Here is an 18812-nt window from a genome sequence, read left to right on the forward strand (position 1 = left end):
TTACTTTAATTATTAGCAAAATAAGAGCATAAAATTTATAATATATTAATTTTTAATGATAAAATTTAGAATATGGCATTTTCAAGTTTATTTAGAAAGAAGACGGTACAAGACATTTTAAAACAAGTTGAAAAAAATAATGCAGATGGACATAATGCATTAGGTAAGCATTTAACGGCTCGTGATTTGACAGCTTTTGGTATTGCAGCGATTGTAGGAGCTGGTATTTTTAGTACCATTGGTAAAGCCAGTTTTGATGGAGGACCCGCAGTTATATTTCTTTTCCTGTTTACAGCGATAGCTTGTAGTTTTGCTGCGTTTGCTTATGCTGAATTTGCCTCGATGGTTCCTGTTTCCGGAAGTGCCTATACGTATTCCTACGTTGCATTTGGTGAAATAATAGCTTGGATTATTGGTTGGGCATTGATAATGGAGTATTCAGTAGGTAATATAACGGTCGCGATATCATGGAGTGATTATTTTACTGGTTTACTTGAAAGTGGTGGTATCCATTTACCTCAATGGGTTCAAATGGATTATTTGACGGCTTCCAATGGTTATAATGATGCTACGGCATTAATGCAAGGCGGAAAATCTTTTGATAATTTGAGTTTGGCTTTACAAGCAGCTCATAATGCATGGACTACGTCGCCTGTAATTGGTTCTTTCCATTTTGTTGCTGACCTTCCTGCATTATTGATCATTATTTTAATTACAGCATTAATTTATCGTGGGATGAAAGAATCTCGAAATGCAAGTAACATAATGGTTGTTGTGAAATTATGTATCGTTCTTTTGGTTATTGCAGTTGGTGTTTTTTATGTAGATACGGCCAATTGGGATCCTTTTGCTCCAAATGGAATTACGGGTGTTTTGAAAGGCGTTTCGGCAGTGTTTTTTGCCTACATTGGTTTTGATGCGATTTCTACAACTGCTGAAGAGTGTAAAGATCCACAACGGGATTTGCCAAAAGGAATGATGTGGGCTATTATAATTTGTACCATTTTATATATTGCAATTGCATTAGTGCTTACGGGAATGGTGAGTTATAATGTATTGAATGTTGGAGATCCATTGGCTTTTGTATTTGAAAAATTAGACTTAAAATGGATGTCTGGTATAATTGCGGTAAGTGCAGTGATAGCCATGGCAAGTGTTTTATTGGTATTTCAAATGGGGCAGCCTCGTATCTGGATGAGTATGAGTCGTGATGGATTGTTACCGAAACGTTTTTCTAAAGTGCATCCAAAATACAAAACACCTTCTTACGCTACCATTGTTACTGGTTTTGTGGTAGCAATTCCTGCTTTATTTTTGAATTTGACCATGGTTACGGATTTATGTAGTATAGGAACTTTATTCGCTTTTGTCCTAGTTTGTGCTGGAGTTCTGGTATTACAAAATAAAAAAGATATTCCTCGTGGAAAATTCAAAACACCTTATGTGAATTCAAAATTTATCATGCCAGTTTTAATGATTATTGGGCTTGTATTTGCTTTTGTCTATAACAAAAAGGCAACTATGGATTTTATCACCAATGAAATTCAAATAAACAATTCAGCGGATATTATTACTTCACTGGATAAAGAAGAAACCCAAAAAGTATATGACTATTTGGTAGGTATTGACACTAAGAACAGTACGACAGAAACACCGGATTTAGAACATTTATTGAGCCAATACCAACAAGATGATGCAAAATACGCTTCAGTAATTGCTGGATTACCAATAGCAGATACTATTAAATACGAGAGTGGTTTTGATTTATTTAAGCATAAAATTCCGATGTGGATTTTCCTAATCGTTTTGGTTGGATTGACGGTTTGGTCTTTCAAAGAAAATTTATCTTTAATTCCATTGTTAGGTTTAATTTGTTGTTTGTATTTGATGGCTGAATTAAGTGTTTGGAACTGGATTTACTTTGGAATTTGGCTTTTGATTGGATTGGTGATTTATTTTAGCTTTAGCAGAAATAACAGTAAGTTGAACTTTAAAGAAGTTTAATTTTTAAAAATTTATATAGGAAAACGTCTTGTTCAATCAAGACGTTTTTTTGGTTTAAACCAAAAAAAATCCGTTCGAAAATGATTTTCAAACGGATTTAACAAACTACAAAACTAAAAAAAAATTATTCCATTAAAACGGATTCTGATGTTAGAACATTCAATTCTATCATACATTTTTTCATCATCTGATACGTTCTTTCAATATCATTATCTAAGCCTATAGAGAATCGGATTAAACCATCAGTCAACCCCATTTCTATCTGTTCTTCCATAGGAATTTCACTTGAAGTAGATGTTCCAGGCGCACTAAATAAGGTTTTATAAAATCCTAAACTCACTGCTAAATATCCTAGATTTCGTGCTTGCATCAATTCCATTAATGCATTGGCTTTCGCCAAAGTCCCAACATCCAATGTCATCATTCCGCCAAAACCATATTCTGGGTTAATCATTGTAGCGTACAACTCATGACTCGGGTGGCTTTTCAAACCAGGATAAACTGTTTTCAGTCCGTCTTTTTCAAAACGTTCCGCCAGATACATCGCATTATGACTGTGTTGTTTCATTCGGATATGTAGCGTGCGCAAGTTTTTCATCACACTGGCCGAACGCAAACTATCCATTGTTGGCCCAAGTAACATACTGGCGCCACTATTCACATTTTTTAAACTGTCAATAAATTCTTGGGAAGCACATGTTACACCACCCACTGTATCGCTACTTCCGTTGATGTATTTTGTCAAACTGTGAATCACAATATCAGCACCTAATTTTGCAGGAGAGACGGATAATGGAGAAAAAGTATTATCGACAACTAATTTCAAATTGTGTCTTTTTGCAATTTTTGCCAAACCGGCGATATCTGCCACTTCGAGTAAAGGATTGCTCACGGTCTCGCAGTACAAAACTTTAGTTTCGGGAGTAATTGCAGCTTCTACAACGTCTAGTTTTGTGATGTCAACAAAAGTGGTTTTGATGCCTAATCTCGGAGTGAAATTCTTTAAGAAAGCATAGGTACCACCATAAATAGTTCTGCTTGAAACAATATGATCGCCTGAACCACACAATTGTAATAGAGTAGGCGTAATTGCTCCCATTCCTGATGCTGAAACGTTTGCTGTTTCCGTTCCTTCCATCGCTGCCAATGCTTTGTCTAAATACAAATTGCTCGGAGAGGAGTGACGCGAGTACAAATAACAGCCTTCCATATTGCCTTCAAAAGTATCGAACATCGTTTTTGCCGATAAGAAAGTATAGGTTGAGGAATCAGAAATGGAGGGGTTTACACCGCCAAATTCGCCAAAGTACTGTAAATCCTGAATGTTGTCTGCGGGATTGAAATTTTTCATAATTATTTTTTATTGTTATTTGAAGCTATTCCTGCTATTCGCTATATCTTTCCAGTCCTGAACTTGTTTCAGGATCCTGAAACAAGTTCAGGACTGGAAAGGATGCCGCTTCTATCAGGGCTAGGGGATTTCGTTCTGTATAAAATCTATTCAAAATAACATTGTTCTAGATTAATAATCAATCATATTGTTTACTATTGGATTTTAAAACTATTAAATTGAAATTATATAATTTAATTTTCTAAATTTGCTTCTCAAATAAGAATTTTATAGATTATTTATCCATTCCAATTTTTCAATAAAATGACATTAGATTCAATAGATAAAAAACTGCTTTTTTTATTACAATCCGATAGTAAAAAAACAACTAAAGAACTTTCCTTAAAACTCAATCTTTCAGTTACTGCCGTTTACGAACGCATTAAAAAACTGGAAAGAGAAGGGATAATCGATAAATATGTCGTGTTAATCAATCGTTCGAAAGTTGAGAAAGGTTTTGTTGTTTTTTGTCACCTCAAATTGATACAGCACACCAAGGAATTTATTACTAAATTCGAAAGTGAAGTGGTAAAACTCAAGGAAGTGATAGAATGTCATCATGTGAGCGGCGATTACGATTATATCTTGAAAATAGTGGTAAAAGATATGGAAGCCTATCGGGAATTTTTGGTTACAAAACTCACCACATTACAACATATAGGAAGTACGCACAGCACATTCATGATTAGTGAAGTAAAAAGCACGACCGTTGTTGATATTTAGTATATATGCCAATTTAAGTAGGTATTCAACGGTATGTAAATAGTAATTGCTAAAAATTCATAACAAAAAACCTTGTAAATTAAACTTTAAACAAAACTTAATTCCTTAATTTTGTGCGACATTTTATAAAAACACAATAAAAAAATATACTATGAGTTCATTTGACGTAGTCATTATAGGTTCTGGACCAGGCGGATATGTATCAGCAATTCGTTGTGCACAACTGGGTTTTAAAACAGCAATTATCGAAAAATATTCCACTCTTGGAGGAACTTGCCTGAATGTAGGTTGTATTCCTTCAAAAGCATTGCTTGCTTCTTCTCATCATTACAGTGAGATTGCTCATTTTGCAGATCACGGAATTGAAGTTTCAGGTGAAGTAAAAGTGAACCTTGAAAAAATGATTGCGCGCAAACAAGCCGTTGTGGATCAGACTTCGGGTGGTGTGAAATTTTTAATGGACAAAAATAAAATTACAGTTCTGGAAGGTTTAGGTTCTTTTATGGATGCAACTCACGTTGCTGTTACAAAAGCGGATGGAACTTCTGAAACTATCGAAGCTGCAACTATCATTATCGCTACAGGTTCAAAACCATCTTCTTTGCCATTTATCAAAATCGATAAAGAAAGAATCATCACTTCTACCGAAGCGTTGAAACTTAAAGAAGTTCCAAAACATTTGGTCATTATTGGTGGTGGAGTAATTGGTATTGAATTAGGTCAAGTGTATTTACGATTGGGAGCGCAAGTTTCTGTAGTGGAATTCATGGATAGAATTATTCCTGGAATGGATGCTTCATTGTCTAAAGAATTGACTAAAGTATTGAAAAAACAAGGCATGAAATTCTACGTTTCTCATAAAGTGAAATCAGTAGAAAGAAATGGAGATGCTGTTGTAGTTCAAGCTGAAAATGCAAAAGGAGAAACAATTACTCTTGAAGGAGATTATTCATTAGTTTCTGTGGGACGTCGTCCTTATACAGATGGATTGAATGCTGATAAAGCGGGTGTGAAAATTTCTGATAGAGGAATGGTTGAAGTAAACGATCATTTGCAAACTTCAGTTCCTAATATCTATGCAATTGGTGATGTTGTTCGTGGAGCAATGCTAGCACACAAAGCAGAAGAAGAAGGAGCAATGGTTGCTGAAATTTTAGCAGGTCAAAAACCACATATTGATTATAACTTAATTCCGGGTGTTGTTTACACTTGGCCAGAAGTGGCTGCTGTAGGACAAACCGAGGAGCAATTGAAAGCATCTGGTGTGGAATTCAAATCAGGAAGTTTTCCTTTCAAAGCTTTAGGTCGTGCTCGTGCAGGTGGAGATTTAGACGGATTTGTAAAAATTCTTGCTGACGCAAAAACGGATGAAGTTCTTGGAGTTCATATGATTGGAGCACGTTGTGCGGATTTAATTGCTGAAGCCGTTACCGCAATGGAATTCAAAGCATCTGCCGAAGATATTTCCAGAATGAGCCATGCGCATCCAACATTTGCAGAAGCAATAAAAGAAGCTGCATTAGCCGCTACTGACAATAGAGCTTTGCATGTTTAATTAGAAAATTTGAAAATGAGATAATTAAATCTCGTTTAAAAATAAAGAAACCCGTTCAAATGAACGGGTTTTCGTTTTGTTGTAAGAAGAGTTATTTAGCCTTTAGCTACAAACAAACCTTTATAGTTTTCCCAATGACTGTAAATTAAAAATATGTTTCCTAAAAATACGAACAAAGCAATTGGCATGTTTTGGGGTGTCAAGAAAAAATTGATCAACAATATATTTATTGTAACAGGAAGAATAGCAATATTGGCTAAGGTTACAAAGCGCCCGGTAACAAATGATAATCCGCAAAGTAATTCAATAGTTTTTGCTAAAGGCATTAAATAAGTTGAGGCAACCAAACCAACCTGAAAAGCCTTAAAATTTCCGGTGGAGACAGGTTCTGGCGTTAGGTTTAAAAAGAAACTAATAGAGGTAAAAAGAAACAAAAGGCCTATTAGAGTTCGGATAATAATAATTGCAATTTTCATAATATATGGTTTTAATTGGTTAAAAATTGAGGGTTATCGCTTTGGAATAGCACTTTCATCCATATATAGGATTTCCCATTGATGCCCATCTAAGTCGGCAAAACTATGGACATACATCCATCCATGATCCTGTTGGTTCATGTAAATTGAACCACCTGCATCAACTGCATTCTTTACTAATTCATCTACTTTTTCTCGGCTTTCAACAGCTATGGCAATCAATACTTCGGTGTTTTTATGGGCATTGCAGATTTCTTTTTTTGTAAAGTCTTTAAAACGTTCTTCAGTAAGTAACATTGCAAAAATATTTTCGGCTATAATCATGCAAGTAGCAGACTCATCAGTAAATTTTGGATTGAAAGAAAATCCTAATTTTGTAAAAAAAGTTATTGATTTTTTCAGGTCTTTAACAGCTAAATTGATGAAAATTTTTGAAACCATGACGGGAACGATTTAAATGACCAAAAAGTTATTACTACTTGTAAAGTTACAATAAAAATAGTTAATTTTTCTTATGTTTTGTTGTTAATTTAAAGAATATTAGCACAATAGTAGCAAGATTTAAGCACAAGAACCTATTGAAAACGGGATTCAATCCTAGCAAAAGAGTTTACAGTATGATTAAAAAATTCTTTCAAAACCTGAAAATGATGAAATATCGACTCAATCGGAAGCTGAAACATTAGCTGTAGCAATTTCTAGGAAAGCATCAAATTACATAATGAAATTGACTTTCGGACACTTTTATTTTATCCTTGATGTTGTGATTTTTGTATCTGCGTTGCCCCAACTTTTTTCAATAAGTCTTGTAATCTCTTTGGCTTTCGTTTTATTGTTCATCTTTTCATAGGCAAGTCGGAGTCCGTGATGCGCCCATCCATTTTTAGGCAATCGTTTTAAATCGTCTTCATACGTTTTTACGGCATCCTGATATTTTTCGGCTTCAATTTGTACTGCTCCGAGATGGTGTCTCACGGAAAAGAACCAATCTGGTGGTTCATTGTAATTTAAGGAATCTTCAATAGCAACCGCTTCTTTCAGCAGTGCAATGCTCTGAACGTAATTTTTTTCACTTGCGGCTATTTCCGCTTTCAAAACCCGTTTGGCAATTTGTGTCAAAGTGGAAACAGAATTTAATTCCCAAATTGTTATCTGTTCCAATTTTTTATCTTTTGCTATTTCTTCAAGTTGAAGCAATTCTTGTTTAGCCTTTTTTAAATCATTTTTTCCTAAATAAGCCATGCCTTTTGCATAATGCGTAACAGCAACGGGGTATTTTAAGGTTTCCGTGACTAATTTCATTTTAAGTATGTCATCCCATTTCCCAAACTTAACCGCTACATAATAGGGAATCACATAGTAATGCTGTAGTGTTCCCCAGCCGGGTTCTGTCATGGTCTTCGGATGGACATGTTTTGATACTTTATTGGCACCTATCATTGCCCATTTGCTATTGCCTTCCAAAGTTGCTGTTCCAGCCATAAAGTGGTAATTATGAGGATAATATCCTAAAGGATAAGCACCTTGGGCATGACACATGGCAACATAGTTGCTGTCCACTTTTACGGCATTAATATTGGCTAGGGTACCTTTATGATACTCGCCTGTTCTGATGTAAATATGGGATGACATGTGGACCAAATGTCCGGATCCCGGAACCAATCCGTCATCAAAAGCTTTGGCCGCATTGTTGCCCCGTTCGGGAGTATTTGATGCTTCTACGACATGGATATAAAAATGGTTTGCACCGATATTTTTGGGGTCTTTTTTTAGTGTTTTCTCTAATAAAGAAACAATTTCTGGTGTCCATTTCTTTGGTGTCCCGTCTTTTTCATATAAATCCCAAGGATGTAAATCCATGATGGATTCGGCATATAGTGCGTTGATATTGACATCATCCGGGAATTTTTTACTCACTTTTTTCATCTCGGCAGAGTAAGCAATATCCAGGTTGCTCCTGTCTTCAACGTGTTTCTCGGTATACCTTTTTGCTAATGCGTTTATCAATGCTTTCTCTTTTTTCGAAGCTTTGTCTGAAAGTTGTATTGCTTTTTGAATAGCCTTATAGGCTCTTTCGTAATTATCCGGTTCCATACCGGCATTATAATTCGGGCCAAGTACGTAAGCAAATCCCCAATAACACATGGCACATTCGGGATCCAGTTTTGTGGCATAATAGAATGAACGAGCCGCTTCTGCATGGTTGAAACCATAGGAAAGGGCCATTCCTTGATTGAAATACTTTTGAGCTTCGGTACTTTTAGTAGTTATCGGATAATCAATAACATTGAGTCCTTTAAAAATAGGGGCTTTATTATTTGTTAAATACCAACTTGCATCTGTAGTTTGTGGTGCACATCCGTAAGAGGTTTTTTTAGTTTTTCCGATTACCGCATCCTCATTTTTTTGAGGTTCTTTTTTGCAAGAAAAAATAAAAGTAATCACGATTAAGATTAAAATTTTTTTCATGTTCTTTTGGTTTGATTTGCAGATGTTTATTGGTAAAATTACAAAATTTAAAGAAATCAATTATGGTTTCTGTAAGCTTAATTATTCGGAAAGGATCATGATTTTCTGGGTTAATAACGCCACTAATACCATTCAATTAAAGTTTAATGATAGATTTGTCGTATTTTTGATTTTCTAATTATATTCTGCTTGAGAACATCTATTATACAAACCATTCAAAATCCAAAACTGTTCAAACAGCAACTTTTGCTTTGGTCGCAACAATTTCGTGAAGTCATTTTTATGGATAGTAATGACTATCCGCAGGGATATTCCAGTTATGATTGTCTGCTTGCAGTAGATGCTTTTACTTCCATAAAAACGGACTATCATAATGCTTTCGAGGATTTAAAGCAATATCAGCAAATTACCAAAGACTGGCTTTTTGGCTATTTATCGTATGATTTAAAAAATGATATAGAGGATTTACAATCGAATAATTTTGATGGACTGAATTTTCCGGATTTGTTTTTCTTCCAACCTAAAAAAATATTTTTATTGAAGGGGAATGAGCTCGAAATTCAATATCTCAATATGTGTGATGACGAAGTTGAGGAAGATTTTGAGGAGATAAGCGTCCAGTGTTCCGTATTTAGTATTCAGAACTCACAAATAACAATTCAGCAGCGAATTCCAAAAGAGAATTATCTCGAAAAGGCATCCAAAATATTAGAACACATTCATCACGGTGATATTTATGAAGCGAATTTTTGCATGGAGTTTTTTGCTGAAAATGCAACTATAGATCCGATTGAAAAGTTTGTAAAGCTGAACGAAATTTCTCTGCCTCCATTTGCCGTTTTTTTCAAGAATAATAAGCATTTTTTACTTTCAGCTTCTCCGGAACGCTATTTGAAAAAGAAGGGAGAATTAATTATTTCGCAGCCAATTAAAGGAACTGCAAAACGATTTTCGGATCTTATAGAAGATGAAAAATCAAGAACGCAATTGGCTTTAGACCCGAAAGAGCGTTCGGAAAATATTATGATTACGGATTTAGTTCGCAATGATTTGTCGCATACAGCACAAAAAGGATCTGTAGCAGTAACAGAATTATGTGCCATTTATTCTTTTTTGCAAGTGCACCAAATGATTTCTACGGTTACTTCAAAATTAGATCATCAATATACTGCGGTTGATGCAATAAAAACCACTTTCCCGATGGGAAGTATGACCGGAGCGCCAAAAATTTCGGTAATGAAAATCATCGAAAATCTGGAAGAAACAAAACGGGGTTTGTACAGTGGGGCAGTAGGTTATTTTACGCCAAGTGGGGATTTCGATTTCAATGTGGTTATCCGAAGCATCTTGTACAATCAGGAGAAACAATACGTTTCTTTTTCAGTGGGAAGTGCCATAACATCACAATCAATTCCTGAAAAAGAGTATGAGGAATGTTTGCTCAAGGCAAAAGCCATGCGGGAAGTGTTACAATAAATAATATGACTGTCCGCTTAGCGGACTATAATACCATTTTACTTTTGATTTTACTGGAATAAAAAACACCACGTCTCTTCGAGTGATTTTGAATAGTAATGCGACAGCTTTACTATTCAAAATTGTATCGAGAAGCTTACAATGTTAGGGTTCTCGATACATTTTATTAAAAAAAGCTATCGCATTTTTTAATAAAATACTCGAACTGACGCACACAGTTAAATTGATTTATCACAGTAAATTTAAAGTCTAAATGGTATAATTATTTTTTTTAGCCACGAATTTCCACAAATTTCACGAATTAGTGTTTAATTTTTCTTTTAAGGATAAAAATTCGTGACAAATTCGTGAAATTTGTGGCTAAATTTTTCTTTAGTATTATTTACGGATAGTCATAAATAAATAAAGCATGTGATTTCAAAATAGAGGTCATGTAATTTCAAAATTTAAGCCATGTATTTTCAAAATTGAAGTCATGTATTTTGAAAATTAAAGCTATGTAATTTAAAAATTAAATCTTTGTATTTTCAAAATTTAATTCGTGTATTTTCAAAATTATAAGTATATTTGTTATTGATAAACAGATTATTATGGCAGTAAAAAGAGAAATAGTTAATGCGATACATTTTTATAGAACTAAATACCCAGTTATTGCATTAACCGGACCAAGACAATCTGGAAAAACTACATTATTGAGAGAACTTTTTCCAGAGTATCAATACATCAGTTTGGAAAGTCCTGATTTGAGAGCCTTTTTAGAAGATGACCCTAAAGGTTTTTTTGAAAAATATTCCCAGTATTGTATTTTTGACGAAGCACAACGCACACCGCAACTATTTTCCTATCTTCAGACGATTGTTGATGATAGTAAAATAATGGGACAATTTATACTTTCGGGTTCGCAGAATTTTCATTTAATGAAAAATATCACACAGAGTTTAGCGGGTCGAGTAGCGATTTTTAAATTATTGCCTTTTGATTTTACAGAATTAAAATCGGAGAATTTATTATCTCAAGATTATGTAGCAGCAATGCTGAAAGGGTTTTATCCCGCAATTTTTGACAGAAATATTCCAAGCAAAAATTTTTATGGCAATTACATTCAAACGTATGTGGAACGCGATATTAAGGAACTTGTAAATATTCGGGAAATGCGAACGTTTAGGATTTTTTTGAGTTTGTGTGCGTCACGAGCAGGACAATTGCTGAACTTGAATTCGTTAGCAAAAGAGTGTGGAATTACACAACCAACTGCCAAATCGTGGTTGTCGGCTTTGGAGAGTAGTTATATTTTGTTTTTGCTGCAACCCCTTCATGATAATTTTGATAAACGGGTTATAAAAAGCCCAAAGTTGTATTTTTATGATACAGGATTGCTTTGTCATTTGTTAAAAATAAAAGATGCAAATCAAATAATTGGTAAATCGTACAAAGGAAATTTATTCGAAAACATGATTGTTGCCGAATATGTAAAACAAAATTACCATCAGAATTTGATGGATGAATTTTGGTTTTGGCGCGATTCCGCAGGTCACGAAGTAGATTTAATTCGGCAGGATGATGAACTGCTGAATGTAATAGAAATTAAATCGACAACCACTATTTCTCAAGATTTATTTAAAGGAATGATTTATTTTTCGGCTTTGGCCAAAGAGAATGTCAAAAGTAAAACTTTGGTTTATGCTGGTTTAGACAATCAAAAGCGAACCATTGCCAATGTGGTTTCTTGGTATGATTTAAAATAACTAAATTTGAAAAATGATTGAAAAATTAAAAAATCATATTGCCCTAAATTTTCCATTATTGGAAACCAAAAAACTCCTTTTGGCTACCAGTGGAGGATTGGATAGCATGGTAATGGCACATTTGTTTCATAAATTGAATTATGAAATTGCTCTTGCACATTGCAATTTTCAACTTCGCGGAATGGAAAGTTTTGGAGATCAAAACTTTGTTCAGGAGTATGCTGCTACCAATAGTATTCCGCTTTTTGTTACCCAATTTGACACCAAAGCATTTGCGGAAGATTATAAGCTTTCTACTCAAGTAGCCGCTCGCAAGTTGCGATACAATTGGTTTTATGAACTTCTGGATACCGAAAAATTCGACTATATTCTCACCGCACATCATGCCGATGATAACTTGGAAACCTTTATCATCAATCTTACGCGTGGAACCGGATTAGAGGGTTTAACAGGCATTCCGGAGCAAAATGAAAAAGTAATTCGGCCACTTTTACTATTTTCCCGACAAGAAATTGAAACGTATGCTAAAGAAAATACGATTCAGTGGCGTGAAGACAGCAGTAATACATCTGATAAATACCTTCGAAATAAAATTCGCCATCATTTAGTTCCGATGTTAAAGGAATTAAATCCAAATTTCCTTTCTTCTTTTCATAAAACGCAAACCTATTTGCAAGAAGCGCAAGCTATGGTTGAAGATGCGTCGATTATTGTATACCAGCAAGTGGCAAAGCGAGATGAGGACAATATTTACTTTGATTTGAATCAATTGAAGAAATTACCCAACTATAAATCGTATTTGTACCAATGGTTGAAAGAATTTGGATTTTCGGCATGGGATGATATTTATGATTTGGTTGAAAGTCAATCGGGCAAACAGGTTTTTTCTCCCGAGTTTAGATTGTTGAAAGACAGGGATTTCTTAATCTTAAGTCCCATGAATTTCGTAAATGAAAAGGAGGAATATTTAATTGATGAAAATCAGAAAGAAGTTAAGATTCCCTTAAATCTTTCGTTTTGTAAAGTAGCCGACATTAGTATCGTTTCAAATAAAACTATCTTTGTTGACGCCAATAAATTACAATTTCCTTTGGTTTTAAGGCATTGGAATGATGGGGATGTTTTTCAGCCTTTTGGGATGGAAGGTAAATCTAAGAAAGTAAGCAAACTATTTAAGGATGAAAAATTATCATTGATCGATAAAGAAAATACTTGGCTTTTATGTTCCAATAATGAAATTGTTTGGGTTGTTGGGATTCGTCAGGATGAGCGTTTCAGAATAGAAAACAGCACACAAAATATACTTAAAATACAATTAGAATAATGAGAAAATTACTATTTATACTTTTTGCTTTTTTGGCTTTCGCCAAAGTAAATGCCCAAATTCTTGATCCTGCAAAGTGGACAACCAAAATTGAAAAAAAATCTGAGAATAATTATATACTTACTTTCAATGCTGTCATAGAAAATGATTGGCATTTGTACTCACAGTTTACGCCAGATGGTGGTCCTTTGCCTTTGGAAATTATTTTTAAAAATCAAAAAGGAAATTTTAATTTAGTTGGCAAAGCCAAAGAAAGTAAAACGAGAACTGCTTTCAACGATGTTTTTGAGGTTAATGAAACGTTTTTTGAGAAAAAAGCACAAATTCAACAAGAAATTACGGTAACAAACCCGAAGATTACAAAAATAGAAGCCGAATTGAATTACCAGGTTTGTAAAGAAGTTTGTATCAACCAGGAGAAAAAATTCACTTTTGTTATTCCATTAAATTCAAAAACGACGATTGCAGTTACAGCAACAGATACTACAAAAACGGACACAATAGTATCAACAAAGGACGTAAAAGAAACTGTTATTCCTGTAAAATCAGAAGTTACAGTAACAAAACCAGCTTCTCAAAGAGGATTATGGTCCATTTTCTTTATTGCTTTTTTATCAGGATTTGCCGCATTGCTTACTCCTTGTGTTTTCCCAATGATTCCTATGACGGTAAGTTTCTTTACCAAACAAAGTAAATCAAAAGCTAAAGGCATTAGAAACGCTATCATTTATGGAATTTCAATAATATTTATTTATGTGGTATTGGGATTTTTAGTGACATGGATTTTTGGTGCCGATGCCCTGAATGCTTTGTCTACCAATGTCTGGTTTAATATTATATTTTTTATTTTGTTGATTGTTTTTGCTGCTTCATTTCTTGGAGCATTCGAGATTATGCTGCCAAATTCTTGGGCAAATAAAGTAGACAGTCAGGCTGATAGAGGAGGAATAATTGGTATATTATTTATGGCATTGGCGCTGGCCATTGTTTCGTTTTCCTGTACCGGTCCAATTGTAGGGACACTTCTGGTTGAGGCGGCTTCTAAAGGTGGAATCGCTCCAATAATTGGAATGCTGGGATTTTCATTGGCTTTGGCCTTACCCTTTATGTTGTTTGCGATGTTTCCGGGTTGGTTGCATTCGTTGCCAAGATCTGGGGGATGGCTTAATACCGTAAAAGTAGTTTTGGGTTTTCTGGAATTGGCCTTGGCTTTCAAGTTTTTATCGAATGCTGATTTGGTTTTGCAATTGCATGTATTGGAAAGAGAAGTATTCTTGGCGATTTGGATTGCTATTTTTGGGGCATTGGCTTTATATCTTTTTGGAAAAATAACGATGCCACATGATAGTCCTATAACTCATATTTCAGTAGGAAGGTTGTTGATGGGGTTACTGGTTTTAACGTTTACCGTTTATTTAATTCCGGGACTTTGGGGAGCACCATTAAAATTGATTAATGCTTTCCCGCCTCCAATGGAATACAGTGAAAGTCCTTTTGGCGTTGGAGGTTCAGGACTTAAAACTTCGGCTGCCATTTTACCGGATGATGCCAAAAGCGGACCGCATGGATTAGTGGTTTTCGATGATTATGAAAAAGGTTTGGGGTACGCCAAAACCGTAAATAAACCCATTATGCTGGATTTCACCGGTTATGCTTGTGTGAATTGCAGAAAAATGGAAAATAATGTTTGGTCTGATGAGCGTGTTTTTTCCATTTTGAATAATGAGGTTGTTCTGATTTCATTGTACGTGGATGATAAGCGTGAATTGCCTAAAAACGAACATTATATTTCTAAAACTACTGGAGCCGAAATCGAAACCATTGGTGATAAGTGGACCGATTTCATGATTTCGAAATATAAAACCAATACACAACCATTGTATGTGTTAACAGATTTGGAAGGAAAAAGTTTAAATGAAGATAAGCCAACAATTAGTTATGTTGGAGTGGAAGAATATGAGAGTTGGCTAAAAGAAGGGATTTCGAAGTTTAAGAAATAAGTTCTTTTTTTGTTTCACAAATAGCAACCCTGTCCAATTAATTGGACAGGGTTTTTTTAGTCCTATTCTTAGCCGAAAAGAGGTAGAGAGAAGTAATTAACTCTTTAAAAATGACCTGTGAAGCCAGTGTTTACTTGGGATTTCTGTACTTCAAAGACATATAAGCCGCTTTGGAATTCTTTTATACAGCTGGACTTCCTCTAAAGATTTTTAAAACAAAGTGCACTTCTTGTGATATATGCTGACAATTTATTTGTTGTTAGCCTTCTTCTTTCTAAAGAAAAAAAATGAGTCTGTTTAAACCAAATTTTCATCAATTCAAATTGAAAATCGTATTCAAAAGCCAACATATTTTCTAATTTTTATTTTTTATTTCTTCTGAAAATTACAAAATATGTAGTTCGCAGTTTTTTTTATTCCTTTAATCGGAAATGTATTAAAAATTGGATTAATGTATTCTTAATTGCATAATTTAGTATTCAAGTTGATGAATTTTAGGAGATTATGCAGCAATCTTTTGTTAAAAAAAGTATTTTTTCTAAAGCATTTTAATTGAGATAAATCAAAAAAATAGAACCCCCATTCTATTGGTTTCACATTTTTATAGTTGGCATCAGTATTCGTTATTTTAATATTTTAATTCAATAAATATGAAAACATTTCTACTCAAATCCAGATTTTTAACGATTGTTTTTTTAATTGCAAATTTGTTTTTTGCAAATGGAGCTTTTGGGCAGGCAAGTTTGACTTCTGACTTTCCAGATTACAAGCCTGGTACTATTGCAACATTCACAGGAGTTGGTTTCCTACCTGAAGAGACGGTTCATTTGCAAGTTTTGCATTCAAAAATTTATCCTGATGACACTGCAGATGTAGCACATGATGCTTGGATTGTTGCGGCAGATGTAAATGGTAAATTTGTGACAACTTGGCAACTGAGCACAACTCACTGTGTAGGTAAAATATTAAGAGTTACTGCTATAGGCCAGTTTTCAGGTGAAAATGTTTGGCATGAGTTTACGGATCCACCAATCACATCTAAAGTAATTACGGGTAATTGGAGCGATCCAAATACTTGGGTTGGAGGAGCTGTCCCTGCTCCAGGAGACGATGTTGCAATATCTGTTGGAGCAACGGTTACAGTTACAGATAATAGGTCAGCAAAATCCATTACGATTGTTGGTGGGAGTACTGATACGAAACTTCAGATCAATCCGGGAATTACTTTATCTGTTTCTGGGGATGTAACCATTAATAGCCCCGGTTCCAATTCAAGAACAAATGAAATTATAGTTGGATCAGGAATACTGAATATAGAGGGGGAGTTAACTGTTAATGGAAATGCTAATGGAGGAGGAAGTAATAATAGACTTGGTCGATTAACAGTAAGTACTGGAACCGTTGATGTGAATGGTAATATTACAACGAATGCTGCAGGCGCAAATTCTTTAATATTTTTTTCAGGAGCTGGTACATTAAAAATTTCCGGAAATTGGGTACATGATGGGGCATTTACAAAGTCTACAAGTACTGTTATATTTGATGGTCTGACTCAATCTATTAGTGGTGGAGCTATAATTGATTTTAATAATCTGACTATTACAACTGGTGCAATAGTAACTGGTAATTCAAATTTTGCTACAACGGCGACAGGAACTTTTACAATTCAAAATGGAGGTAAATTTATTCAAACCGCAGGAACTGCAATTCTTGGTGGTACACGAAGTTTTGGCGCAACAAGTACATATGAAACTCAAACATCTCTATCTTCTCCATGGCCAAATATTTCATATGGCAATGTAATTATTAATACTAGTGCAGGTAATATGAGTGCCGGTGGAAATCTTCAAACTGTACTTGGGAGCTTAACTATTCAAAACACAACCGGTGGTTCTTTTGGACTTTCTACAACAAGTAATACTACAACTACTATTTCCGGTAATCTTATAATCAATAACGGGTTATTTAATTTTTCTACTAATACTGGAACGCCAACAGTAAATGTAAGTGGGAATGTTCTGATTAATGGTGGAACTCTTCAACCAATGACAAGCACGGGTATTCCAATTTTTAATCTTACTGGAAGCTGGACAAATAATGGAGGAATATTTACAGCCGGAACAGGAACAGTTACTTTCAATGGTGGCAGTCAGACTATTGGCGGTAGCAGCCCAACTACGTTTGGGGCATTAACAATTGCTGGTAGTGCAGATAAAACATTGGGTAATGATATTACAATCAATGGCGCACTTGTATTTAGTGCAAATAAAATCAATACTGGCGCCAACACACTTATACTAGGCAATTCTGCAACAGTCAGTGGGGCTGGTACGGGGAAATATGTAAATGGTAATTTAAGAAAAGGAATTGCTGCTTCTACCTCAAGTAAAAATTTTGAAATTGGTGATGCATCAAATTACACGCCTGTTAATATAGGTTTTTCGGGCACAGGCACAAATGGTACCGGAAATATTACTGCCTTTACACAAGCTGCAGATGACCCCAATATTGCTACTTCAGCGATTGATGATACAAAAAATGTAAACCGCTATTGGAGTCTTGTTAATAGTGGAGTTACTTTCGGGACCTATAATGCTACTTTCAATTTTGTTGCAGGAGATATGGATGGACTTGCAGCTTTTTCAAACTTCATTGTTGGCAAATACAGCAGCGGCTGGACTTATCCAATAGTGGGTACAAAAACTGCTGCCAGTACACAAGCTATAGGTCTTTCAGCCTTTAGTACATTTGTTGTTGGTGAAGGTGGTGCCGGTGCCCCAACTTTTAATACAAATCCAATCAGTCAAACAATTTGTGCTGGCAGTTCTGTTAATTTTATTGCTAAAGTAAACAGTATTCCACCTACTCCGGGTTCAGGTGTGGAATGGCAAGTTGATAACGGTAGTGGATTTGTAGCTCTTACAATTGCCAGTCCTTATAGTGTAGTAACCTCTTCTTCTGCTGGTGTTACCACTTCAACGCTTTCAATCAGCCCTGCAGCTGCAGGCTTAAATACTTATAAATACAGGGCAAAATTCACCAATACTAAAGGTAGTTTTACTACTGGTTTTGCAACACTCACTATTGATCTTATTGCGCCAACTTGGACAACAGGGACCACTGCACTGAATGTAACCAAACAATGTAGTGATGCAGCAGGGATAACAGCTGCTCAGGCGTTGTTCCCGGTTGCATCCGACAACTTTGATACTGATGTAACGAATATTGTAAAAACATCAGGATCTTTTGTAGCGGGTACTTTGTGTCCTCAGGCCGGAACTTATACCAATATCTGGACTGTAACAGATGATTGTGGCAACGCATCATTGGTGTTTACACAGGTGATCACGGTTAGTGACAATACCGCACCGACCTTCACCCGTCCTGCGAATATTACTATCTACACCAACGCAACCTGCGGATACGATGCGTCAACAACCGCAGCCGGAGATGTAACCAATGAAGCGGACAATTGCTCAACCGGAATCGAAGCTACTTTCAGCGATGCTGCACCGGTAGCAATCGTTGGTTGCCAGGGTGGTTACACAATAGCAAGAACCTGGAGTTTGGTTGACAACTGCGGAAACGCTGCTGCAAACCAGGTTCAGACTATCACTATCCGTGACAACACTGCTCCAACGTTCACCCGT

Annotated in this window: 12 protein-coding genes; 8 read left to right on the forward strand and 4 right to left on the reverse strand. The window is 35.3% G+C overall.

Going from position 1 to position 18812, the window contains the following annotated elements; translation table 11 throughout:
- Positions 1–72 precede the first annotated feature (72 nt).
- Positions 73–2004, forward strand: a complete 1932-nt coding sequence (locus ACNO7W_RS07825) for an amino acid permease (RefSeq protein WP_417937679.1) — start codon at positions 73–75, stop codon at positions 2002–2004.
- Between the two features lie 124 nt (positions 2005–2128).
- Here the strand turns inward: ACNO7W_RS07825 and ACNO7W_RS07830 are convergent, their stop codons facing one another.
- Positions 2129–3355, reverse strand: a complete 1227-nt coding sequence (locus tag ACNO7W_RS07830; protein ID WP_143386602.1) for an aminotransferase class I/II-fold pyridoxal phosphate-dependent enzyme — start codon at positions 3353–3355, stop codon at positions 2129–2131.
- Positions 3356–3658: 303 nt separating this feature from the next.
- On the opposite strand from ACNO7W_RS07830, the gene ACNO7W_RS07835 reads away from it, so the two are divergent.
- Both ACNO7W_RS07835 and lpdA read left to right on the forward strand, forming a co-directional pair.
- On the forward strand, positions 3659–4117 hold the full coding sequence (locus tag ACNO7W_RS07835) for an Lrp/AsnC family transcriptional regulator (protein WP_417937680.1): 459 nt from the start codon (positions 3659–3661) through the stop codon (positions 4115–4117).
- A gap of 151 nt (positions 4118–4268) precedes the next feature.
- On the forward strand, positions 4269–5672 hold the full coding sequence (gene lpdA / locus ACNO7W_RS07840) for a dihydrolipoyl dehydrogenase (RefSeq protein ID WP_417937681.1): 1404 nt from the start codon (positions 4269–4271) through the stop codon (positions 5670–5672).
- 95 nt (positions 5673–5767) lie between these two features.
- Here lpdA and ACNO7W_RS07845 read toward each other — a convergent pair whose 3' ends face one another.
- The 3 genes from ACNO7W_RS07845 to ACNO7W_RS07855 all read right to left on the reverse strand — a co-directional run bounded on the left by ACNO7W_RS07845 (position 5768) and on the right by ACNO7W_RS07855 (position 8617).
- A complete protein-coding gene (locus tag ACNO7W_RS07845) occupies positions 5768–6148 on the reverse strand; it encodes a DoxX family membrane protein (RefSeq protein WP_417937682.1) in 381 nt (126 codons plus the stop codon).
- A gap of 33 nt (positions 6149–6181) precedes the next feature.
- Positions 6182–6589, reverse strand: a complete 408-nt coding sequence (locus ACNO7W_RS07850) for a VOC family protein (RefSeq protein ID WP_417937683.1) — start codon at positions 6587–6589, stop codon at positions 6182–6184.
- Between the two features lie 303 nt (positions 6590–6892).
- Positions 6893–8617, reverse strand: a complete 1725-nt coding sequence (locus tag ACNO7W_RS07855) for a hypothetical protein (RefSeq protein ID WP_417937684.1) — start codon at positions 8615–8617, stop codon at positions 6893–6895.
- A 189-nt stretch (positions 8618–8806) separates the two neighbouring features.
- Between ACNO7W_RS07855 and ACNO7W_RS07860 the strand changes: the two genes are divergently transcribed.
- The 5 genes from ACNO7W_RS07860 to ACNO7W_RS07880 all read left to right on the forward strand — a co-directional run.
- Positions 8807–10093: an anthranilate synthase component I family protein gene (locus tag ACNO7W_RS07860; protein WP_417937685.1), complete on the forward strand. Its 1287-nt coding sequence runs from the start codon at positions 8807–8809 to the stop codon at positions 10091–10093.
- 590 nt (positions 10094–10683) lie between these two features.
- Positions 10684–11838, forward strand: coding sequence for an ATP-binding protein (locus ACNO7W_RS07865; protein ID WP_417937687.1), 1155 nt, complete (start codon positions 10684–10686; stop codon positions 11836–11838).
- A gap of 13 nt (positions 11839–11851) precedes the next feature.
- Positions 11852–13162, forward strand: a complete 1311-nt coding sequence (gene tilS, locus ACNO7W_RS07870) for a tRNA lysidine(34) synthetase TilS (RefSeq protein ID WP_417937688.1) — start codon at positions 11852–11854, stop codon at positions 13160–13162.
- Positions 13162–15162 (forward strand): cytochrome c biogenesis protein CcdA, encoded by a 2001-nt coding sequence (locus ACNO7W_RS07875; RefSeq protein ID WP_417937689.1) that lies wholly within the window; start codon positions 13162–13164, stop codon positions 15160–15162. Before tilS ends, ACNO7W_RS07875 begins: the two co-directional genes overlap by 1 nt.
- Positions 15163–15812: 650 nt before the next feature.
- Positions 15813–18812, forward strand: a 3000-nt coding sequence (locus tag ACNO7W_RS07880) for a beta strand repeat-containing protein (protein WP_417937690.1), incomplete at its 3' end; no start/stop codon positions are given.

The sequence above is a fragment of the Flavobacterium sp. ZB4R12 genome, from assembly GCF_048276375.1.
In the GTDB taxonomy this organism is placed as follows: Bacteria; Bacteroidota; Bacteroidia; order Flavobacteriales; family Flavobacteriaceae; genus Flavobacterium; species Flavobacterium gawalongense.